General features: G+C 32.3%; 18 protein-coding genes. 6 read left to right on the plus strand and 12 right to left on the minus strand.

Going from position 1 to position 23,165, the window contains the following annotated elements; translation table 11 throughout:
- Window positions 1-177 precede the first annotated feature (177 nt).
- The 4 genes from RCH19_RS07650 to RCH19_RS07665 all read right to left on the minus strand — a co-directional run bounded on the left by RCH19_RS07650 (window position 178) and on the right by RCH19_RS07665 (window position 6,543).
- Entirely contained in the window at window positions 178-726 is a 549-nt protein-coding gene (locus RCH19_RS07650; RefSeq protein ID WP_343022727.1) for a PepSY-associated TM helix domain-containing protein, read from the minus strand.
- 113 nt (window positions 727-839) lie between these two features.
- On the minus strand, window positions 840-3,233 hold the full coding sequence (locus tag RCH19_RS07655; RefSeq protein ID WP_343022728.1) for a TonB-dependent siderophore receptor: 2,394 nt from the start codon (window positions 3,231-3,233) through the stop codon (window positions 840-842).
- Between the two features lie 245 nt (window positions 3,234-3,478).
- Window positions 3,479-5,794 carry a DNA topoisomerase 3 gene (locus tag RCH19_RS07660; protein ID WP_343022729.1) on the minus strand — a complete coding sequence of 772 codons (2,316 nt, stop codon included), beginning with the start codon at window positions 5,792-5,794 and terminating at the stop codon, window positions 3,479-3,481.
- A 263-nt stretch (window positions 5,795-6,057) separates the two neighbouring features.
- The gene (locus RCH19_RS07665) at window positions 6,058-6,543 is read right to left on the minus strand and encodes a DUF6265 family protein (RefSeq protein ID WP_121924230.1); all 486 of its coding nucleotides are present in this window, start codon (window positions 6,541-6,543) and stop codon (window positions 6,058-6,060) included.
- A 205-nt stretch (window positions 6,544-6,748) separates the two neighbouring features.
- Between RCH19_RS07665 and RCH19_RS07670 the strand changes: the two genes are divergently transcribed.
- Entirely contained in the window at window positions 6,749-7,489 is a 741-nt protein-coding gene (locus RCH19_RS07670) for a DUF3891 family protein (protein ID WP_343022730.1), read from the plus strand.
- A gap of 232 nt (window positions 7,490-7,721) precedes the next feature.
- Here RCH19_RS07670 and RCH19_RS07675 read toward each other — a convergent pair whose 3' ends face one another.
- A complete protein-coding gene (locus RCH19_RS07675; protein WP_343022731.1) occupies window positions 7,722-9,383 on the minus strand; it encodes an ATP-binding protein in 1,662 nt (553 codons plus the stop codon).
- Window positions 9,384-9,836: 453 nt separating this feature from the next.
- Here RCH19_RS07675 and prfA point away from each other — a divergent pair, with 453 nt between their 5' ends.
- Window positions 9,837-10,913 (plus strand): peptide chain release factor 1, encoded by a 1,077-nt coding sequence (prfA, locus tag RCH19_RS07680; protein WP_121924233.1) that lies wholly within the window; start codon window positions 9,837-9,839, stop codon window positions 10,911-10,913.
- A gap of 82 nt (window positions 10,914-10,995) precedes the next feature.
- Here prfA and RCH19_RS07685 read toward each other — a convergent pair whose 3' ends face one another.
- The 5 genes from RCH19_RS07685 to RCH19_RS07705 form a co-directional block, all read right to left on the minus strand.
- Window positions 10,996-11,337 carry a hypothetical protein gene (locus tag RCH19_RS07685; protein WP_343022732.1) on the minus strand — a complete coding sequence of 114 codons (342 nt, stop codon included), beginning with the start codon at window positions 11,335-11,337 and terminating at the stop codon, window positions 10,996-10,998.
- A gap of 9 nt (window positions 11,338-11,346) precedes the next feature.
- Window positions 11,347-11,883, minus strand: coding sequence for a hypothetical protein (locus RCH19_RS07690; protein ID WP_343022733.1), 537 nt, complete (start codon window positions 11,881-11,883; stop codon window positions 11,347-11,349).
- A gap of 508 nt (window positions 11,884-12,391) precedes the next feature.
- A complete protein-coding gene (locus tag RCH19_RS07695; RefSeq protein WP_343022734.1) occupies window positions 12,392-14,188 on the minus strand; it encodes a CHASE3 domain-containing protein in 1,797 nt (598 codons plus the stop codon).
- A gap of 1 nt (window position 14,189) precedes the next feature.
- Window positions 14,190-14,636 carry a response regulator gene (locus tag RCH19_RS07700; RefSeq protein WP_121924236.1) on the minus strand — a complete coding sequence of 149 codons (447 nt, stop codon included), beginning with the start codon at window positions 14,634-14,636 and terminating at the stop codon, window positions 14,190-14,192.
- A 16-nt stretch (window positions 14,637-14,652) separates the two neighbouring features.
- Entirely contained in the window at window positions 14,653-15,213 is a 561-nt protein-coding gene (locus RCH19_RS07705; RefSeq protein ID WP_343022735.1) for an AraC family transcriptional regulator, read from the minus strand.
- Window positions 15,214-15,727: 514 nt separating this feature from the next.
- Here RCH19_RS07705 and pyrF point away from each other — a divergent pair.
- Window positions 15,728-16,546, plus strand: a complete 819-nt coding sequence (gene pyrF, locus RCH19_RS07710) for an orotidine-5'-phosphate decarboxylase (protein ID WP_343022736.1) — start codon at window positions 15,728-15,730, stop codon at window positions 16,544-16,546.
- Between the two features lie 95 nt (window positions 16,547-16,641).
- Entirely contained in the window at window positions 16,642-17,454 is an 813-nt protein-coding gene (locus RCH19_RS07715) for a helical backbone metal receptor (protein ID WP_343022737.1), read from the plus strand.
- Here RCH19_RS07715 and RCH19_RS07720 read toward each other — a convergent pair.
- Window positions 17,449-17,604: a hypothetical protein gene (locus tag RCH19_RS07720; RefSeq protein WP_343022738.1), complete on the minus strand. Its 156-nt coding sequence runs from the start codon at window positions 17,602-17,604 to the stop codon at window positions 17,449-17,451. The genes RCH19_RS07715 and RCH19_RS07720 overlap by 6 nt on opposite strands.
- 87 nt (window positions 17,605-17,691) lie before the next feature.
- Between RCH19_RS07720 and RCH19_RS07725 the strand changes: the two genes are divergently transcribed.
- Window positions 17,692-18,477, plus strand: coding sequence for an alpha/beta hydrolase (locus tag RCH19_RS07725; RefSeq protein WP_343022797.1), 786 nt, complete (start codon window positions 17,692-17,694; stop codon window positions 18,475-18,477).
- Between the two features lie 209 nt (window positions 18,478-18,686).
- Here the strand turns inward: RCH19_RS07725 and RCH19_RS07730 are convergent, their stop codons facing one another.
- On the minus strand, window positions 18,687-19,397 hold the full coding sequence (locus tag RCH19_RS07730; RefSeq protein WP_343022739.1) for a DUF4197 domain-containing protein: 711 nt from the start codon (window positions 19,395-19,397) through the stop codon (window positions 18,687-18,689).
- 291 nt (window positions 19,398-19,688) lie between these two features.
- Between RCH19_RS07730 and RCH19_RS07735 the strand changes: the two genes are divergently transcribed.
- Complete coding sequence (locus RCH19_RS07735; protein WP_343022740.1) at window positions 19,689-23,141, plus strand: methylmalonyl-CoA mutase family protein; 3,453 nt, start codon at window positions 19,689-19,691, stop codon at window positions 23,139-23,141.
- The last annotated feature ends 24 nt before the right edge of the window (window positions 23,142-23,165 follow it).

Below are 23,165 nucleotides of genomic sequence, written 5' to 3' on the forward strand. Positions count from 1 at the left end.
TTTTATAAAAGCACAGAAAATAAAAATTAAAACATTGGCAATCAAATAGATGAAAAATAAAATCATGCGGATTTATTTTTTATCGGACATTAATGATTATAATTGAAAAATCCCAATACTGATTAATTCAGAATTGGGATTTTTTATTTTAAGTAACAGTATTGCTTTTTGAATCCTTTACGCTAATAAAAATAAGAAGATAAGCGGGAAAATGATTCCTGCTAAAGCTAGTTTCCAACCGCGTTCTTTAAAACTAAATTTACCACCTTTCACCATTATAGTTCCAGTTAACGCTATTGCGATTAAACTCAAAGCAAAAATGTCAGAATAGTAGATCCAGAAATTAGAAGTGCTTTTGTGCAATTTCATCGTCTGGCTGATAATTGGTGTTTTTAAAAATGTTACTATTTCACCTTTTCCAGTTGCAATATCAATTTCAACATCGTGCTTTTCATATGATATTTTCAAAGTACCTTTCTTAACATTGTGGCGGCGAAATTTATCATCGATACCAAGCTGTTTTCCTAAATCTTCAGCAAACTTTTCATTGATTTTATCCTCTTCGGGAAGTTGAATTGTAATCGACTTAGTTTCTGTAGTATATTTTTCAGGGTGCCAAGAGTCTCTGTGATTCATCATAAGTCCTGAAGCGGCGAATGAAATGATTAGTCCGATATAAAAATAACCTAAATCTCTATGTAAGTTACGGAAGGTTTTCTTTTTCATTACTTTTTTTAGTTTTTGCAAGTGCGAAAATAATAATTTCTAGTATAAATAATAAAGACTTTTTTCTGAAATAATTTGTAGTTCAGAAAAAAGTCTTTTAGAGTGATTGTAACTTAGAATTTGTACTTTAATGCTGTCATCACTTGGCGTGGAGCGATAGGATTCACACTATAGTTTTCATGCACCGTATAATTTAACTCATTTGCAACGTTCGATAGTTTACATAGTATTGAAAACTTACCCCACTCATATCCAGCAGATACATCAATAGTCGTGTAATCATTTAAAGGAATTTCTCTATCAAATATTCCGTTAGGTTCTGCAGCTCTATATTGATTGTTCCATCCACCTACGCGATTTCCGATATAGTTTGCAGAAGATCCAAATGATAATCCTTTTAATGCTCCTGAAGGTAGTGTATAAAAGAAGCTTAAATTTGCAGTATTTGCAGGAGTTCTAGCTAAACGGTCGCCAACTATAAAACTTCCTTCTAATCCAGATGTTTTAGTGTAATGCATGTCATTATAACTATATCCAGCTAAAATGCTTAATCCTTCAATAGGTCTCGCAGTAATATCTAGTTCCACACCTTTACTTTTTGTTGAACCGCTTAATACTTTAATACTAGAATCAGTATTGCTTGATCCGTCTGCTTTAAATTCTGCAGTTTGTGCTAAATTGCTATTTTCAATTTGGTAAAAAGTAATATTCGTACTTAATAATCCTCTCCAGAAATCTTTTTTAATTCCTAATTCATACTGATCAATTAATGATGGTTTGATTACTTTTAAATCAACTGTCGTTCCTGAATTTGGAGTGAAAGAGTTAGAATAACTTGCAAATAAAGACATGTCTTTCGTTGGTTGGTAAACTAAACCTATTTTCGGTGTGAAAGCTTGATCAATTCGTTTAACATCCTCTTTAACAACTACTGGATTTTTAGTTAAATCACTTGTGTTTGCTTGTGATTCTTGCCATGACCATCTAATTCCTGCAAGTACTTTAAATTTATCAGTAAGAGAAATTAAATCTTGTGCATAGATACCAAAACGGTTCGTATCTGTTTTTACTATTTTAGTATTAGTTCCTTCAGGTATTGCTCCACCTTGATTAAAATTATCAAAATCAAAGATGTTTCCACTTCCGTACGTTTTTGGATCAAATGCAAAAGTGTATGCTTGTAAAAATGAGTTTTCAAAGTCAACTCCAGTAAACAATTGGTGTTTCACCTTTCCAGTTGAGAAGTTACCTTGAAGACTAACTTGTTCACCAATTACTTGTTCTAAATTTCTATTTTGACCTAATGGACGTTTCCAATCTCCGTTTGCTTCTGGTTGAATTCGTTCTGTTCCTTTTGATGTTCTTTCATAATTTTGGAAAGAGCTATTAAAGTTTAGTTTCCAGTTCTCATCGAATTCATGTTTTACTAATCCAGAAACGCTCGCTTGTCTGGTTTGACCGTTTGACCACTCTGCCCCTAAATAAGTGTTTCTAGGTATGTCTGCAATCGTTTTTCCAATAATTCCTGTTCCAAAATCTGGTGTCCAGTTGTCGTGCAAATAATCTCCTTGTAAAACAATTTCTGTTTTTTCGCTTGCTTTAAAAAGCACCGATGGATTAATATAGTAACGTTCTTTTTTCACTACATCTCTAAAACTTTCTGAGTTCTCATAAGAACCAGTAAATCGATATGCTATATTCTTATCTAAAGGACCGTAAATGTCGATAGAAGGTTTGTAAAACGCATTACTTCCTAATTGCATAGTTATCTCACCACCGCTTTTAAACGACGGTTTTTTAGTTACCATATTTAAGATTCCTCCTGGAGCAACGTTACCGAATAATAACGCAGCGCTTCCTTTTAATACCTCTACTCTTTCAAGAGAAGAAACTTCAGGCATAGATCCATTAGTGAAACGGAAACCGTTTTTAAACATATTGTTTGCTGACATATCGTAACCTCTAGACCAGAATGATTCTTGAGCACCACCACGAGCTGAACCTACGTAAACACCGTTTACGTTTTTGATAACATCGCTCATTCTCACTGCTTGTTGCTGCTCGATAACATGATGTCCTATTATTTGAATACTTTGAGGAAGATCAATTGGTTTTATATTTAAACCTGATAGTACAGTTTCCTTTTTCTTGTTAGGACTCTGTTTGATCTTAATAACTAACTCTTTTAAAGTTGTAATATCTTCAACTAATTTAAATTGTACATAATTAGTTTGATTTGGTATTACTTTAATTTCTTTTGATTGTTTTTTCATACCGCTTCCTTCTAGAGTGATAGTATGATTTCCTGCTGGAAAGTTGTTAAAGAGGAACTCACCATTAACATCTGTTTCTGTAGTTTTAGCTACTTTTCCTAATTTGATTGCGATTCCCGGAAGAGGAAATCCATCTGCCGAAAGTATCTTACCTTCGATAATTCCGCTGTCTTGCGCTTGTATGTAAAATGTTGTAAATAATAAGATGAAAAGTGCTTTAATTCTATTGCTCATGATTCTTTATTTGGAATAATTAAAAATAACGATGCAAATATAAAACCTCATTTTGAATCCACAAAGCTTATTTAGATTAAATATCAATAATAATTTTAGATGTTTTTTATATGTTTGAATATCAGTATTTTACTAAAAATATTTAACTTTTGTTCAAATAAATTAGGTGCTATTAGTAGAAAATGTATTCAAACTGATATAACTAATAAGGTGTTTTTGTTATTCTAAAACTTACTTAAAGTCAGTTATTTAGCACTATTTTTTAGTATTTGATGAACAATTTCTTTTGTTGGTTTCTGATCTTTTAGTTTCGATCTAACTTCATCAAAAGTAACTTTAAAGTCGCAACCGAGCTTATATTGGTCGCAACCGTAAGCTATTTTTCCTTTTAAAATTGTTCCTTTTTGACATTTTGGACAAGCCAACGCATCAGAATTTATCTTGTTTTCAGTCACTGGTTTTAGATTTGCTGTTTTCTTAACTTCAAGGATAAGTTTGAAATCTTCTCCAAATCTAATAAGTCCTTCTTGTAAACCAGCATCAGTTTTAAAGTCTTTTAAATTAACTGTCGACCCTTTTTGAAGTAATCGCAAATACTGATTCTCTGATATTTTTTTATCTGCAAAAACATAGGGAAGTAAGAATGTACAGCCTGCTTTATATTCGCTACAGCCATATGCTGATTTTCCTTTTATAAGAGAACCACTTTTACATTTTGGACAAGCTTCTGCCAAAATTCCAGCAGCTTTCTTTTTCTCTATTTTTACAACTTCTTTTGGAGCAGCTGCAGCGTGCGAAATATTAGCATGTCGCTTTTCACTGCGAACTTCATCTACTAAAACTTCGATCATTCGCTTCATATTATTAATAAACGATCCAGCAGTATAAGTTCCCTTTTCAATATCTTTTAATTGCTTTTCCCAAGAACCAGTCAGCTCCGCTGATTTTACTAAATCGTTCTGAATAGTATCGATTAGTTGGATTCCTGTTGGAGTAGGTAGCACTTGTTTTTTATTTCTAACGATATATTGCCTTCTAAAAAGAGTCTCAATAATATTAGCTCGTGTCGATGGTCGGCCAATACCGTTTTCTTTCATCAATTCTCGTAGATCTTCATCATCAACTTGCTTTCCCGCAGTTTCCATCGCACGTAATAAAGTAGCTTCTGTAAACTGATTGGGCGGTTTAGTTTCTTTTTCTAAAAATGAGGGTTGGTGCGGACCTTTTTCACCTACAATGAAAGTTGGTAAAATATCAGCTTCTTTTTCTTTACTGTTGGGATCTTCAAAAACGATACGAAAACCTTTTTTCAAGATTTCTTTTCCAGTTGTTTTAAAAGAAACATCAGCTGCTTTTCCTATAACTGTCGTGTTAGCTACTAAACAGTCATCATAAAACACAGCTATAAAACGTTTTGTTATTATATCATAAACTTGCTGTTGGTTGTATTGCAACTTATTCTGAATTCCAGTGGGAATAATGGCGTGGTGATCCGTTACTTTTTTATCATTAAAAACCTTTGGTGATTTTTTAATCTTTTTTCCTAAAAGAGGTTGTGTCAACGCAGCGTAATTAGTCAAATTTTGTAAAATCCCAGGGACTTTCGGATAAATATCGCTTGGTAAGAAAGTAGTATCTACTCTAGGATACGTAACTACCTTTTGTTCATATAAGGTCTGAACGATTTTTAAAGTCTCATCAGCTGTAAAACCAAATTTTGTATTGCAATATACTTGAAGTCCTGTTAGATCAAATAATTTAGGAGCAAATTCATTACCATTCTTTTTTTCGACAGAGATTATCTCAAAATCACTTTCCTTTACTTTATTCGCTAGAAGTTCTCCATCTTCTTTTTTTAGAAAACGGCCTTCTTCATAACTGAATAGTACATCTCGATATAAGGTTTGTAATTCCCAGTAAGGTTGTGGTTTGAAGTTCTCAATTTCTTTAAAGCGGTCTACCACCATGGCTAATGTTGGCGTTTGAACTCGTCCTATAGACAGAACTTGTTTATATCCGCCATGTTTTACGGTGTATAAACGGGTAGCATTCATACCTAATAACCAGTCACCAATAGCTCTAGAGAATCCTGCGTAATATAAATTATCGTAATTAGCAGACGGTTTTAAGTTTTGAAAACCTTCTTTTATTGCTTCGGTGGTTAGAGATGAAATCCATAAACGCTGGACTTCGCCTTTATACTTTGCTTCGTTCATCACCCAGCGCTGTATTAATTCTCCTTCTTGTCCCGCATCCCCACAATTAATCACTAATGTGGCTTTATCAAATAAACTTTTAATGATTTTAAATTGCTTTTGAATCCCAGAATTCTCTACTACTTTAGTTTCAAATTTTTCAGGAAGCATGGGTAAATTATTCAAATCCCAACTTTTCCAATGTGATTTGTAATCGTTGGGTTCTTTTAATGTGCATAAATGTCCAAAGGTGTACGTCACCGCATAACCATTACCTTCATAATAACCATCATGTTTGGTATTAGCTCCTAATACAGATGCAATTTCTCGTGCAACACTTGGTTTTTCGGCAATACAGACCTTCATTTTATGCTAATTATTTGAAGTCGCAAATTAGGAATTTAGAAATTGGTACCGAAGTGAAATCATCAGGAGTTATGAACGATGTCGTTTTTCAAAATTGTTAGGAGCAAAACTTCCAGATTTATCAAAGCGTTTTGTCCTGCTGTCCGCTGTATCTCTCCGCAATGCTACGAGGATGCCGCTTCCATCAGGGCTATTAATATCGCTTAGTTTTCATAAGAGCTGGTAATTTGAAGAACTAACTAACTTATTGTTATTTGGGACTTTTATTTGATCCTACTCATTATAAATTTCTCACTACTTGCTTTTCCCTGCTGAATTCCTGAAACTTCAGCAGCGATACTATCTTTAGAAATTTGAGTATAACTTATTTTTTTAGGATAATCGTTTTTTAAGTTTTCAAAAACTAATTTGCTCTCTGTTGATTCAAGTTGATTGAATGTAACGGGTTTGTCATCATTTTGTCCTTTTACTGCAGCTACATAAGTAAGCTGTTCACCGTTTTGTTGTAAAGTAATCGATTCATGATGCAGTGTATCTTTCATCTTGATAAAATAGGAAGTAGCTTGGTAGGTGCTATCATTTAGTTTGCTCCATTCTTCCGTAAGTTTGCCATCAACTGATTTATTTTCCCATTTGCCTAATAGCCAGTTTCCAACAATCATTTTGTCCTTTTCTATATTTTCAGACTCATTATTTTTACACGAACATAAAGCAAAAAATACTATTAAAATTGTGATTTTATTTTTCATAAAAGAGAAGTAAAGTTTTTGATATTGAACCCATGTAAAACTATGAAAAAGACAGTAAAAAGCCTATCTAAAAAACAGTGTATTAAAATTATATCTAATTCTTGAAAACAAAGATAAATTCAGTTAACTCTAAAAAATAAAATTTCAAAAGATTATTACTATATTTGATTAAGACCAAATTTTAATTACTAATACCTTTTAAATTATGATTGTTGCCTCACATATTAAAGGTTGGAAGATTATTAATCAACGCTCGCACGGATTGCTTGCTTCCATGTTAGCTTATGAATATGAGATTGATGTTCCAACTGATATTCTCGTTCCAACGCTTATTGCCATTGCTGAACATGATGATGGAATTGCTGAGACGCAAGAAAATAAAAACTTGACGGAAGCCGGAGCACCAAGACATTTTTTAGTTAGTGATGAATCGAAAAAAACAGATTTGACACAACAATATAATGCGATGGAGAACGCTACGTCAAAATCACAATTGAATGCTTTGTTAACTTCGATGCATATTGACTTTATTTTTGGAGACAAAACTGATGGCGAGGATAAAAAGTTAGATGCATATATTAAGGAGCAAGAAGTAAATCGGAAAAATATTCTAAAACATCTCAAAATTGATAAAAAATACGCGGAGCGATTGTACCGATTTGTTGAATGGTGCGATGCTTTTTCACTACTAATTTGTATGGATAAAATACAGCCAGAAGGTAGAAAAATGGAAATTTCTCAAGGTCCAGATGGTAATATGAATCAAACTTTTTATAAAGCTGAGAATATTATTACTGTAGTACCTTGGGTATTTAAGAGAGATTCCTTCAAAGTTTTCTATGAGTATAAAATCATAGAGCAATTACATTTTAAATCTGTCGAAGAATTCAATGAGGTTTGTAAAAACACAGCTGTTCAAAGACAAGAATTTAAATTTTCTAAGTAATTTTACATTTTATTATTAAAGAATGTATTATCATGTTTTAGAAGTAAATCGGTGACTACTTGCTCAAATTAGATTAAACATACTTTTACATGAGATTCTCTAAAACATTTCATTAACAAAAGTATTTGTGCCAATAACAATCCTTAAATACATTCTGTCCTTATAAATATTATAATAGCAGAATTGAGTAAAAAAACAAAACGCAATCATATAGTAGATTGCGTTTTTTAAATTATTGTTGTGCCGGTATGTAAATATCGAATCTGGCACCTTGATTGAGCTCTCCTTCACCAGTGATTATTCCATTGTGATTTTCAACAATTTTTCTTGCTATTGTAAGCCCAATTCCAGTTCCTGAGTAGTTTTTTCGATCGTTTAATCTTTGGAATATTTCAAAAATTTTGTCTTTGTATTCCGCCTCAAATCCAATACCGTTATCTTTAATACTGATGTGATAGTAATCCGATTTTAATTTAAAGTTTTGTGTACTGTTTTCATCGTACGCTACAAAGTTACTTTTTATGATTATATGTGGCTTTTGGCCTGGAATCGAAAATTTAAGTGAATTACTAATCAAGTTTTGTATTAATTGACGAAATTGAAATGGAATAATATTTATTTCACATAAGTCATCAAACTCGATCGTTGCATCTGTTTGAAGCAAGTCGTCCTTAAGCATTTCCATAGCTTCTTTAACCACTTGGTTTAAATCACTGTTTACAAATTTTCTTTGGGTAGTATTTGTTCGTGAATAAGCAAGCAAATCATTGATAAGAGTTTGCATATGTAATGCAGAGAGCTTTGTTCTCTCTACATAATATTTACCCATAGCTGATAAATTATCATATTCCTCAACAAATATCCTTCCGGAAAATGATTGGATTTTTCGCAGTGGTTCTTGTAAATCGTGACTAGAAATATAAGTAAATGATTCTATCTCTTTGTTAGCTATCAATAATTCGTTAGCGCGTTTTTCTTTTTCTTTATTTTGAAACTCTAACTCTTCATTAGCAATTATTAGTTCATCCGCTCTTTTTTGCTTTTCTTTATTTTGATACGCTAATTCTTGATTGGCAATAACTAGTTCAGCCGCACGCTTTTCCTTTTCTTGATTTTGAAATTCAAGTTCAGTATTGGCGACAATTAATTCTTCAGCTCGTTTCTGCTTTTCTTGATTTTGGTATGCAAGTTCAAGATTTGCAATAATTAATTCGGCTGCACGCTTTTCTTTTTCTTCATTTTGAAACCCTAGTTCCGTGTTGGCTACAATTAATTCCTCTGCTCGTTTTTGCTTTTCTTGATTTTGGTAGGCTAGTTCTCGATTAGCAATAATTAATTCAGCGGCACGTTTTTCTTTTTCTTTATTTTGAAACTTAAGTTCGGTGTTGGCCACAATTAATTCTTCCGCTCTTTTTTGCTTTTCTTGATTTTGGTAGGCTAGTTCTTGATTAGCAACAATTAATTCGGCGGCACGATTTTCCTTTTCAATATTCTGAAACTTAAGTTCCGTGTTGGCTACAATTAGTTCTTCCGCTCTTTTTTGCTTTTCTTTATTTTGATACGCTAATTCTTGATTAGCAATGATTAATTCAGCGGCACGATCTTGCTTTTCCTTATTTTGAAACTCAAGTTGAGTGTTAGCTACAAGTAGTTCTTCCGCTAGGTTTTGCCTTTCTTGATTCTGAAAAACTAATTCTTGATTAGCAATGACTAATTCGGCGGCGCGATTTTCTTTTTCTTTGTTTTGGAAAACAAGTTTAGCGTTAGCGATAACTAATTGCGCTTCTCGTGTTTTTGTCTCAATAATTTGTAAAGCTAAATTTTTATTAGCGATCAATAATTGAGCAGCAGAAGTATTTTCGTCTTCATTTATAGGAGTAATCACTGTAGGCATACAAACTATTTTTTTACTACTTTATCTTTTTAAAGCAGTCCAAAGGTACTATAAGAACGCGCTTATTTTTCAATTTTATTTTTCAATTGAAAATTAATTTTTAGGGAATTATTTATGAGTTATAGTTTGTAAGAATTAAGAAAGAATGCCACTTTGCTTTTATCTTTTTTAAAAGAGATAGGATTCAATAAAAGAGTCAAAATTTAAAGTAAAAAAAACAATCTATAAAACCAGAAATAATTTTAACTAGCAGAAAATACTAGCCCTGATTGTAGCGATATCCTTTTATTTTAGTTAGTAGCGGCAGTATAAAACTAAAATAAAAGATACAAGCGGAAAGCAGGAAGTAGCTCCAAGAAATAGCATTATTTAAAAGGAGTAAAATTGAAAAGAGCAAGTATCGAACTATAAATAAAAATTTCGTAATTTTGCATTCCAATAAAAGAATAGAAAATGTTAGATAGACTTCAAATAGTAAAGCAACGTTTCGATGAGATTTCGGATTTAATCATTCAACCGGATGTAATCTCAGATCAGAAGCGTTATGTGCAATTGAATCAAGAGTATAAAAGTTTAAAAGCTTTAGCTGAGAAACGCGATGAATACGTGGTTTTGATGGCTAATATCGATGAAGCGAATGAAATAATTGCTGATAATAGCGATGCAGATATGACCGAGATGGCTAAAATGCAGCTTGATGAGGCAAAAGAAAGATTACCAGCACTTGAGGATGAAATCAAATTTATGTTGATTCCTAAAGATGCAGAAGATGCTAAAAATGTTATGGTTGAAATTCGTGCCGGAACGGGTGGGGATGAAGCGAGTATTTTTGCAGGTGATTTGTTTCGTATGTACACAAAATATTGCGAGAATAGAGGCTGGAGAACTTCTGTAGTTGATATGAATGAAGGAACTTCTGGGGGATTCAAAGAGGTTATTTTTGAAGTAAGCGGGGAAGATGTTTACGGAACATTAAAATTTGAAGCTGGTGTTCACCGCGTACAGCGTGTTCCACAAACGGAAACACAAGGTCGTGTACACACATCTGCAGCGACAGTTATGGTGCTTCCAGAAGCGGAAGAGTTTGATGTGCAAATTGATATGAATGATGTACGTGTTGATTTTTTCTGTTCGTCAGGACCAGGTGGACAATCAGTGAATACAACTAAATCGGCAGTTCGTTTGACACACATTCCTACAGGTTTAGTAGCGCAATGTCAAGATCAAAAATCACAACATAAAAATAAGGATAAGGCTTTTGGTGTTTTGCGTTCTCGTTTATACGAACAAGAATTAGCTAAAAAGCAGGCTGAAGATGCTACTAAGCGTACCTCACAAGTAAGTTCAGGTGACCGTTCTGCAAAAATTCGTACCTATAACTATTCACAAGGTCGCGTTACTGATCACCGAGTTGGGATGGATGTTTTTGATATGGATGGTGTAATGAATGGTAAAATTCAGAAACTAATTGATGAGTTACAATTAGTTAACAATATGGAGAAGTTAAAAGAAGCAAGCGAAGTATTCTAAATCAAATTAGAATCTTTTATAAATCAAAAGCCAGCGAAAATTTATTTTCCGCTGGCTTTTTTTTATAAACTAACCAATTCATTTATTGTAAAGAGAGATTTTTTTCCTGCTGTAATTTCTTTTCAAATACTATGTTTCTAAAATCTTCGTATTTTGCTGTAGCAGGATTAATCTTATCATCGAAACGTTTAACATTCTCCAATTTGTCAATTTCTATATTGAGTTCGTTTGACTTCTTCTCGAAACCTTTCGCGATGTGATTCCAATCAATAATGGCATTGCTAATCCCTTTCTTAGTAACCGAATCAATATATCTAACATAATTGTTTGTCACTATCTCTGCTTTTTTCTGCTGATCAGTTTTACAGGAAGTAAAAGTAACCAGAAGAACAAAAAGAGTTAATAATGTCGCTAAATTTTTCATTGTGTTCTATTATATTTTAAAACCGTAAGCTAATCTAAGTGAAACTTGACCTAAACCTTCTTTAACAGCTCCGTTTCTAATGATAGCAAAATCATTAAAGTGTTCGTATCTTAAGCTAATGTCTACTTTACTAGTTGCGTATCCAATTCCAGGACTTAATAACAATGATGTTTTATCATATCCATTAGTTACAGCAAATGCAGCACCAACTTCTCCCATTAGATACAATTGATCTTTTAAAACGAAAGCTTTAAATCCAGCTTTAGCAGGAATGTATCCTAAGTCGTTATCTTTTCCTGGTGCAAACATATTTGAAAATCCAGTAGTAAAAGTTAAAGAGTATTTTTGAGACAAATCATATTGAAGTCTTGCATCAGCGCCAAGGCTAAAATCGTATTGGTTATTAATAGGAACTCCACCATTGATTCCGAAACCTAATCTAAAACCTTGATCGTAATTTTTTGCTTCTTGTGCGCTTGCTGTTGCTAATCCTAGAACTAAAGCTAGTGTTGTAAGAACTGTTTTAATATTGAAAACGTTTTTCATAGTTTAAGTATTTTATTTAAGTTTTTGTTTGTGCAGTCAAACAACATATTTGCGTTTGTATAATTGCGATTTTGATTTTACAAAGTTGCAATTTGATTCAAGTTTTGCAGTTACATCCTTTTTAAAAATATTTATAGAATTTAATGGTGTGATTTTTTCTGTTTATTTCAGAGAAATAATGTCTATGTTGGTAAAACTGTTTATGTTCTATTTTTTAGTCTTTTGATACTAAGTACAAGTCGTTGATGTTCATGTTATTAATCGCGTATCCTATTTTTGCGCGGAAGTATATTCATTATTATAATGGTTTATAGGGAATGAGGATAACTTTCAAATGCAGAATAAAATAGAATTTGCTTGAAATATGGTGAGTTAATTCTACAAGTAAATCGGGATGTAAAAACTTTTTGAAAGTAGAGGAGTAAATCTTTAATTTTGTTTTGGAAATAATAAGAACAAACATTACTAAAGAATCAATTGTTAGCTGCAATTTCGACTTGGAGAAATATTAAGCCTGTTTTTGTTCTACTGGCAAGTATATAATAAAGGTAGATCCTTCGTGAAGTACTCCTTTTGCAAAGATGAAACCTTTATGATTTTCAACTATTTTCTTGCAAATAGCTAATCCTATTCCAGTTCCTTGGTATTCATTTTTATTGTGAAGTCTATTAAAGAGAACAAAAATATTTTTAGCGTATTCTTGGTCAAAACCTATTCCGTTATCCTCCACCGTTATCTTGTGGTATTCTTGATAGGTATCAGGTAAGAATTCTTCTTCGTTAGCAACGATAACTGAATAATTAATATTGATAGAAGGTGCCTCGTTTACTTTACTATATTTAAGCGAATTGCCTATCAAATTGATAAATAGTTGTTGGATTTGGAATGGTATTAGTGATAAAGATGGTAAAACGCTGCTCGTTAACACAGCTTTTTTTTCTTCAATTGTTTGCGCTAATTCTTGTTTTGCATTATCCAGTAAGCAATTTAAGTTAGAGAGTTGAAATGTTTTTTCTGCTTTATTTGTTCTAGAGAACTGAAGCAAATCTTCGATGAGAACACGCATTCTATTCGCTGATTTTTGAATGCTTGCTATATACTGCTGTCCTGCAGTAGAAATATTATCGTGATCTTTACTTATTAACCTAGAAATAAATGTTTCAATTTTACGCAGCGGTTCTTGTAAATCGTGACTTGCGATGTAATTAAAAGCACTCAATTCCTTGTTATTACTTTCTAATTCTCTATTTCTTTCTTCAGTAGTAATCTTATCATCAATTTCTGAAGTGATGTCTCTAGTTGTACCTATGTATGTTTTATTTTGAGAAGCAAATGAAACCACTTGGCCCATATCTTTAAAATATCTCACTTGGCCATCTTTACGAATTACACGGTACATAAACGGAACGCGAGAATCATTCATAATAGCATTATTGGCGCTTTCTTTCACGAATTCTAAATCATCTGGATGAATGAACTTTAAAAAGCCTTCTTTACTGGCTTCAAATGATTGTGGTTCACAGCCAAGTAGACGGTATTCATTATCTGAAAAGGTATAGGTATTTGTTTCAATATCTAATTTCCAACTACCAAAATTTCCAACAATTTCAGATAATTTATTGGCTTCAATTTCGACGGTGAGCGTATGAATAGTATTCTTTAATAGAATTAAATCTCTATTCATTTTGACAAAAGCAATGGTGATTAAAATTAAGGTTATAATCAACGTTAAATAGATAAGTAGCGGAGTATAATTCATAGTTGAATCATAATCCTTCTGTCTATTTTTTAAAAGTACCTTTTGTGTAATAATCATATCTTCTATTCTAAGGCGAATAGAATCCATTGATTTTTGACCAGTGATTAAATTATATTCTAATTCGTCTTCGCTATATTTCTCATGCTGTACGAGATAAAGATTTTTAGAGAGATAATTTAAACGCTTATTGATATGATATTGAAGCGTTTTTAGATTGTTTTGCTGTGTTCTACTATTTGAAGTTAGTTCTGAAATTCTTTGATGCGACTTTTTAATCAGTGATCCTGAATTTTGATATGGAATAAGAAATTTTTTATCCTTACTCAGTAGATAACCTCGTTGTCCAGTCTCAGCATCTTTTATGCAAGACATCAAACGTTCTAATTCAATATTAACTTCATAACTATTACTAACATAAGCAGACGATTTTTTTAAAATCGTAATATGCTTGAAAGTAATCCCACCAATAAAAAATATGATTGCTACCGAAACAACAAATATTATCTTTAAGAACAGAGGTGATTTATGAAGTCCGATACGTTTCATCTTACATTCTCATTAGAAAATTGTCTTTATTTAAACCTGAAGTATGGTACTGCCAGTTCAAAGTCACTACTTCTGAAAGTATTTTTTTTAATTTTTCGAAATCATTCGGCTTTTTGATGTAGATATTAGCTCCATTAATGAATGTCTCTTCAATATGCTCTTCAGAGGATGAAGTTGAGTAAATTGCAATTGCAATGTCACTAAATTTTTCATTTTGCTTAATTTCAAGTAGACATTCTACACCATTTTTTTTAGGCATGTTTAAATCTAAAAACAATACGTTAGGCAAAATTGAATCTTCATTATTTAAATAATTCATCAATTCAACACCATCATTAAAAGTACTCACTTTCGTGTTTATTCTTAATTCATCAAACGCATCTGTAAAAAACAATCTGTCGTCCTCGTCATCGTCTGCAAGACAGATGTTTATAAAATCAGTATTCATGTTTGTAACGGTTTAGCTATTGTTTTTTATTTGATATTTCTCTTCTTTTAACTATGATTTTTTGAAAAGCAGATGGCGTCATTCCTGTCATATGCTTGAACTGCGTGCTTAAATGTGCCACACTCGAATAATTTAATTGAATGGAAATTTCGGTTAAATTAAGAGGTGTGTTTATCATCAATTGCTTAGCTAATTCTATCTTTTGTATTATAATAAAGTTTTCAATAGAAGTGTAAGTAACTTCTGAAAAAACGTTGGACAAGTAAGCGTAGCTAAGGTTTAATTTCTCAGCAATATACACTGAACTTTTTATGTTTAATGGAGTTTCACTATGCACCATTTCAACTATCGTATCCTTTATTTTTTGAACCAAAACACTTTTCTGACTCTCCACTATTTCGATACCGTATTCTCTAAAAACACTAGTGATTTCAGCTATCTTTGCAGAGGGAACTTTTTCTAAAAAATTGAATTCGCCAAAACCAATAAAATTGTATTTATATCCTAATTCAGATAGCTTTTCCTGAACAATTTTTTTTGTCAGTTGGGCATAATCAAATTTTAAATATACTTTCATAAAAAATTAATTAATGAGTAAAGATATAAAATTGTTGCACTTAATTGCCTATTTCGCATTAATGCACTAAAATATTTTTGTAGGTTATTTGCGTAGTTAAAGTTCTATACAGGCTTTTTTACTGCAATTTATTTTGATACGTTTTGATTTATAATTACTTGCATTCTGGATTTCTGCTAATGTCCAACAATTTTTTAAAATGAACAAACGTTAAATTCAAAAAATTTAACAGTACTCATACTTTTAAATTTTTTATTTTTTAGCGAAAAAGCTCACTATTTTATTACAATATTACTTCTGTATTAATTACTGCTTAGAGTTTCAAATATTACTTTTCACTCTAATACGAGAACTAATATTTATAATCATTTTGAAGTGATTGTACTATTTTAATTTTTAATCAAAAACTAGCGTAAAGTCTTTCTTGAACTGCATTTAAAAAGTAGAATTTTATTCTTATATTTTATTTGATATGAGCAGTATGTTTGTAATTTTGCCAAACAACTATTCAAAAATGACAACACAGCAATTAATACAACAAATTAAAATTAAAAAATCTTTTCTTACGGTAGGATTAGATGTCGATTTAAATAAAATTCCGCCGCATTTACTAGAGTTAGAGGATCCAATTTTTGAATTCAACAAAGCAATTATTGATGCAACTCACGATTTATGCGTTTCTTATAAGCCTAATACTGCTTTTTATGAAGCGTATGGAATTAAGGGTTGGATTGCATTAGAAAAAACAATCAAGTATATAAACGCTACTTACCCAGATATTTTTACGATTGCCGATGCAAAGCGAGGAGACATAGGAAATACATCGACTATGTACGCTAAAGCTTTTTTTGAAGATATGAATTTTGACAGTGTTACTGTAGCTCCTTACATGGGTAAAGATTCGGTAGAGCCTTTTTTAGCTTTCGAAAATAAACATGCTATTATGCTCGCGCTGACTTCAAATGAAGGTGCTTTTGATTTTCAGACTTTAATTGTGGACGGAAAGGAATTGTACAAGCAAGTACTTGAAACTTCTAAAACTTGGAAGAATTCAGATAAACTGATGTATGTTGTGGGAGCAACTAAAGCGGAATACTTTACTGAAATTCGTAAAATTGTACCAGATAGTTTTTTACTAGTTCCAGGTGTTGGTGCACAAGGCGGAAGCCTTTCAGAAGTTTGTAAATATGGAATGAATAAAAATATAGGTTTACTAATTAACTCTTCTCGCGGGATTATTTATGCCTCAAACAAAACTGATTTTGCTCAAAAGGCCAGAGAAGAAGCTTTGAAGATACAGCAGGAAATGGAGCAAATATTATCTAAGCTTTAAATTCATCTATTTTAAATTCCGAGAATAATTAAAATTGATGCTTTAATCACTTTCTAATCATTTGACACTAATTTTGATTATAAAAATCTGTAAAATTGAGACAAAAAACACTTATTGATCAGCTTGGAATATCACATACTTTTGAGGTAACGCCTTCAAGGATTATTTCTCTAGTTCCTTCACAAACAGAATTGTTGTATGAGTTAGGATTAGAAAGTAAACTAGTGGGGATTACTAAATTTTGTGTGCATCCATATCACTTAAAGTCAACTATAAAACCTGTAGGTGGTACTAAAAAAGTGCATTATGAAAAAATCAGATTACTGAAGCCAGATATCATAATTTGTAACAAGGAGGAAAATACTAAAGAAATTGTAGAAGAACTTCGCAAAATTTGTGCTGTTTGGGTCACAGATATAATTACAATTGAAGATAATTTTAGAATGATATCTGATTTTGGACAATTGTTTAATTGTAGAACAGAAGCCAAGAAATGGAATGATAAATTAGCTTTTGGCTTAGCTGATTTTAAAAATTTCATTAAAGATAAAACTGATGGAAATTCGTGGCAAAAAGTCGCTTATTTTATTTGGAAAGATCCATATATGGTTGCTGGAGCCGACAATTTTATAAATGAATTATTGAAGTTAAATCATTTTGATAATGTGTATCAAGATCAAGGTCGCTATCCAGAAATTGATATTAAAACTATTTCTTTAATCGGAAATCCTGATTTACTTTTTCTTTCCTCAGAACCGTACCCTTTTAAAGAAGAGCATGCTTTAGAAATTAAACAGTACACAACTCATGCAAAAACTTTTCTTGTTGACGGAGAAATGTTTTCTTGGTACGGAAGTCGTTTATTGAAAGCTTTTGAATATTTTAAAAACCTACATCAAGAATTATAACTCACATTCTTCAAGAACAAGTTCTTCTTCTGATATGTCAATTTTCTCCAAATCAAAATTAATTTTAGAGAGTTGTTCGTATTCTCTTTTAAGCTTTTCTATTTCACTTTCCTCTTTCAATAATCCTTTCATGGTGTAATTTTGTGGCAAATTTACATTTTACAATTATAATACAAGCAAAATAATTTGTTAAGATTGGCATTTAAAATTAAAGTTCTATTTTTACAAAAAAAAGGCGTGATCAATTATACCATTTATGAAAATAAGAACAGCGAACAATGGGTTACTTTTGTTCATGGTGCAGGTGGTAGCTCTTCTATTTGGTTTAAGCAGATTCGTGATTTTAAGAAACAGTACAATGTTCTTCTTTTAGATTTACGCGGTCACGGAGAATCTAAAGCAACATTAAAAACCGCGTTCAAGCAAAAATATACTTTTTCGGCTTTAGCCAATGATATTTTGGAAGTGTTGGACTTTCTTAAAATTAAAAAATCCCATTTTGTCGGCATCTCTTTAGGTACTATTTTAATTAGACAACTTGCTGAGATGTATCCTGAAAGAGTTCAAAGCATGATATTAGGCGGTGCAATCTTAAAAATGAATTTCCGTTCGCAAGTTTTGATGCGTGTCGGAAATATTTTTAAATATGTTTTGCCTTATTTGTTGCTGTATAAGCTTTTTGCTTTTGTGATTATGCCAAAGAAAAATCATAAACAATCAAGAATCCTTTTTATCAATGAAGCGAAAAAGCTTTACCAAAAAGAATTTATTAAATGGTTTAAACTGACAGCTGAAATAAATCCAGTTCTTAAGTGGTTTAGACAAGTAGAATTAAATATACCTACACTTTATGTAATGGGTGAGGAGGATTATATGTTTCTACCTTCTGTTAGAAAAGTAGTGGAAAGCCATTATAAATCCTCTAAATTATTTGTGGTTGAGAATTCTGGCCACGTAGTAAATGTAGAGCAACCTATTGCTTTTAATAAAGCGGTTCTTTCCTTTATGAAAACAGCTAAATAAAAAATGCCTGCATTTTTAAAATGCAGGCAATTCTTTAACTAACCAAAACCAAAATAATAAATAACCAGTTTATTACTCTGCAAATATCATACATAAACCAGCATTGTGTTGTTAAGGATATGTTATTACTTTGTTGTCTATACGTTAACTTTTTTGACAATAAAAAGTAATATCATTTTACTGATTTTTGCTTCTTTCGAAAAGAAAAATTACATCCTCTTATCTTGCATTGCAAAAACCTTTTGTAATAATACTGAGGTTCTAGAACTTATGTTAGTTCGGATGTTTTTTTCCTCTACTGCTACCATTTTAAAAACACCATTCATTGCTTGATTTGTTACATAATCAGTCAAGTCAGGATTTACTTTGTTAACCAATGGAATGCTGTTATACTTATTTATAATATTTGCCCAAACTTTATCAGCGCCTACTTTTGTGAATGAGTTTTTGATTACGGGATTAAATTTTCCATAAAGAGCAGTCGAAGTGCTATTTTGTAAATAATTAGTCGCTGAGTTTTGACTTCCCATCAAAATTGTTTTAGCATCCATAAAAGTCATATTACGAACTGCGTCGATAAATATAGGAGTTGCTTCTTTAACTGCATCTTCAGCAGCACGATTTAAAACTTTAAGTCCTTCATCAGCTAATGAGCTTAGTCCTAATTTTCTTAATCCAGCGTCAACTTTTCTAAGTTCTTCAGGCATTAAAATCTTTACTGCTTCGTTTCTATAAAACCCATCAGTAGCGGTAAGTTTTGTTACTTGCTTCGTAATTCCGTTGTTTAAGGCTTCTTTTAATCCTCCTGCAATATCAATTCCATTTACGCCTTGTGTTTGCGGGAATTGGTTCATTACTTGTTGCATTTCAGCGCAGCCCGAAAGAGAGACAGCCACCATTAAAATTAAAACTTTTTTCATTGTCTACTTATTTATTTTATTAATATTACCTCGTGGCGTTTGTAAAAATAGTATTTATTCAAAAACAAAGCCATACTTTTTTTAAACACAAATTATCGATTGTTGTTTTAGTTTAGTAAATGACAATAGTGAAGCATATTTATGTAAATCTGTTTGAAGTCTGACTAAAGCTTTAGATAAAGACTTAATAGTAATAATTTAACTTTCCTTTTTATTAACAAGCGGCCGTAACTTCTGATAATCTTTAAAATAAAATTGTAAATTGCGGTCTTAAATTATCATATTCATAAAATGGAACAACAAAAACCATATATCCCCATCAATAAAGTAAGAATTGTAACCGCAGCCGCGCTTTTTGACGGTCACGATGCAGCGATTAATATCATGCGTAGAATTATTCAAACTACAGGTGTTGAGGTAATCCACTTAGGTCACGATCGAAGCGTTGAAGAGGTCGTAAATACTGCAATTCAGGAAGATGCTAATGCTATTGCAATAACTTCATATCAAGGAGGTCACAACGAGTATTTTAAATATATGTATGATTTGCTTCAAGAAAAAGGAGCACCACAGATAAAAATATTTGGAGGAGGAGGAGGAGTTATTTTACCTTCTGAAATTGCTGATTTACAAGCATACGGAATCACACGTATCTATGCACCAGATGATGGTCGAGCGATGGGATTGCAGGGAATGATTAACGATTTAGTGCAACAGTCAGATTTTCCAACTGGTGATAAATTGACAAATGAGTTGGAGAAATTAGAATCTAAAAATCCAACAGCCATTGCAAGAATTATTTCTGCTGCAGAGAACTTTCCTGAAATAGCAAAACCTGCTTTGGAAGCTATCCAAAAAATGATTGAGAATTGCAAAACTCCCGTTCTTGGAATTACAGGGACAGGTGGAGCAGGAAAATCTTCATTAGTTGATGAATTAGTACGTCGTTTTCTTATTGATTTTCCCGAAAAAACGATTGGCTTAATTTCAGTGGATCCTTCTAAACGTAAAACTGGTGGAGCATTATTAGGCGATAGAATTCGCATGAATGCTATTAATAATCCTAGAGTTTATATGCGTTCCTTAGCGACACGTCAATCAAATTTAGCTTTATCTAAATATGTAGCTGACGCAATTCAAGTAATTAAAGCGGCTAATTATGATATTATAATCCTTGAAACTTCTGGTATTGGTCAATCTGATACCGAAATCATGGATCACTCTGATGTTTCATTATACGTAATGACACCAGAATTTGGAGCTGCAACGCAATTAGAAAAAATCGACATGCTTGATTTTGCTGATTTGGTAGCGTTGAATAAATTCGATAAAAGAGGTGCTTTAGATGCAATTAGGGATGTTAAAAAACAGTACCAACGCAATCATAATATGTGGGATGTTAATCCTGATGAAATGCCAGTTTTTGGTACAATAGCTTCACAGTTCAATGATCCAGGAATGAATACGCTGTACAAAGCGATTATGGATAAAGTCCATGAGAAAACAAATTCTGATTTGAAATCGACGTTCCAAATCACGCGTGAAATGAGTGAGAAAATCTATGTTATTCCGCCACATAGAACGCGTTATTTATCTGAAATAGCTGAAAGCAATCGCAAGTATGATGTAACAGCCGTTAGTCAAGAACAAGTAGCGCAAAAATTATACGGTATATTCAAAACATTGGAAAGTGTTTCTGGAAAAGTTCCAACTATTAATAAAGTTGGAATTGATGATGATTCAGTGATGCCAACAGCAATCGAACTTGAAAAACAGGGAGCTACTGAAAATAAAATTTTCCTTAATCTTTTACTGAATCAATTCGAAAAAGTAAAAATGGATTTAGATCCGTACAACTGGGAAATTATATTGACTTGGAATGAAAAAGTAAATAAATATAAGAATCCAGTTTATACTTTTAAAGTTCGTGATCGTGAGATTAAAATGGCTACACATACGGAGTCACTTTCGCATTCTCAAATTCCGAAAATCGCTTTACCTAAATACCAAGCTTGGGGAGATATTTTACGATGGTGTCTGCAAGAAAATGTTCCTGGAGAATTTCCTTTTACTGCAGGATTATATCCTTTTAAAAGAGAAGGGGAAGATCCATCTAGAATGTTTGCGGGTGAAGGTGGACCGGAACGAACGAATAAGCGTTTTCATTATGTGAGTGCTGGTTTGCCAGCTAAAAGATTGTCAACTGCCTTTGATAGCGTGACTTTATATGGTAATGATCCACATGTACGTCCTGATATTTATGGGAAAATTGGAAATGCAGGAGTTTCTATCTGTTGTTTAGATGATGCTAAAAAACTATATTCTGGTTTTGATTTAGTTCATGCGATGACATCAGTGAGTATGACTATCAATGGTCCAGCTCCTATGTTATTAGGTTTTTTTATGAATGCAGCTATCGATCAGCAATGTGAGTACTATATCAAGGAAAATGCTTTAGAAAAAGAAGTTGAGCAAAAAATAAATAAAATTTATAAAGATAAGGGAGTAGCAAGACCGCATTATCAAGGAGATTTGCCAGCTGGGAATAATGGTTTAGGGTTATTCCTTCTGGGCGTAACAGGAGATCAAGTTTTGCCCCTTGAAGTTTATAATGAGATCAAAGCAAGAACACTTTCTCAAGTTCGTGGAACGGTTCAAGCAGATATTCTAAAAGAAGATCAAGCGCAAAACACTTGTATTTTCTCAACAGAATTTGCGTTGCGATTGATGGGAGATGTTCAAGAGTATTTTATTACTAAAAATGTCAGAAACTTTTATTCAGTTTCTATTTCTGGTTACCACATTGCAGAAGCGGGAGCAAACCCGATTACACAATTAGCGTTTACACTTTCAAATGGATTCACATATGTTGAGTACTATTTGAGCAGAGGAATGAATATTAATGATTTTGGACCTAATTTATCATTCTTCTTTTCGAATGGAGTTGATCCAGAATATGCTGTTATTGGTCGTGTAGCGCGTAAAATTTGGGCGAAAGCCATGAAAATTAAATACGGAGCTAATGAAAGAGCACAAATGTTGAAATACCATATTCAAACATCAGGACGTTCTTTGCACGCACAAGAAATTGACTTTAATGATATTCGTACTACTTTGCAAGCATTGTATGCCATTTACGACAATTGTAATTCGTTACATACTAATGCTTATGATGAAGCAATTACGACGCCAACAGAAGAATCAGTTCGTCGTGCAATGGCGATTCAATTGATTATTAATAAAGAGTTAGGTTTAGCTAAAAACGAAAATCCAATTCAAGGTGCTTTTATCATCGAAGAATTGACAGATCTTGTAGAAGCTGCAGTTTTAGCTGAATTTGATAGAATTACAGAGCGTGGTGGAGTTCTTGGTGCGATGGAAACAATGTATCAACGTTCTAAGATTCAGGAAGAGTCGTTGTATTACGAAACTTTAAAGCATACAGGTGAGTTCCCAATTATTGGTGTAAATACTTTCTTGAGTTCTAAAGGTTCTCCAACGGTTATTCCTGCTGAGGTTATTCGTGCGACGGAAGAAGAAAAACAATATCAAATTACGATGTTGAATAATTTACATCAGTCGAATCAAGATAAAGTTAAACAGCAGCTGAACGATATACAGGAAGCAGCTATTAAAAATGAAAACTTATTTGACCATCTAATGGAAGCAACTAAAGTGTGTTCTTTAGGCCAAATTACAGCTGCTTTATTTGAAGTGGGCGGTCAGTATAGAAGAAATATGTAAGCATATAATCACTAATTTATAATG

The sequence above is a fragment of the Flavobacterium sp. PL12 genome (assembly GCF_039123485.1).
GTDB classification, from domain to species: Bacteria; Bacteroidota; Bacteroidia; order Flavobacteriales; family Flavobacteriaceae; genus Flavobacterium; species Flavobacterium weaverense.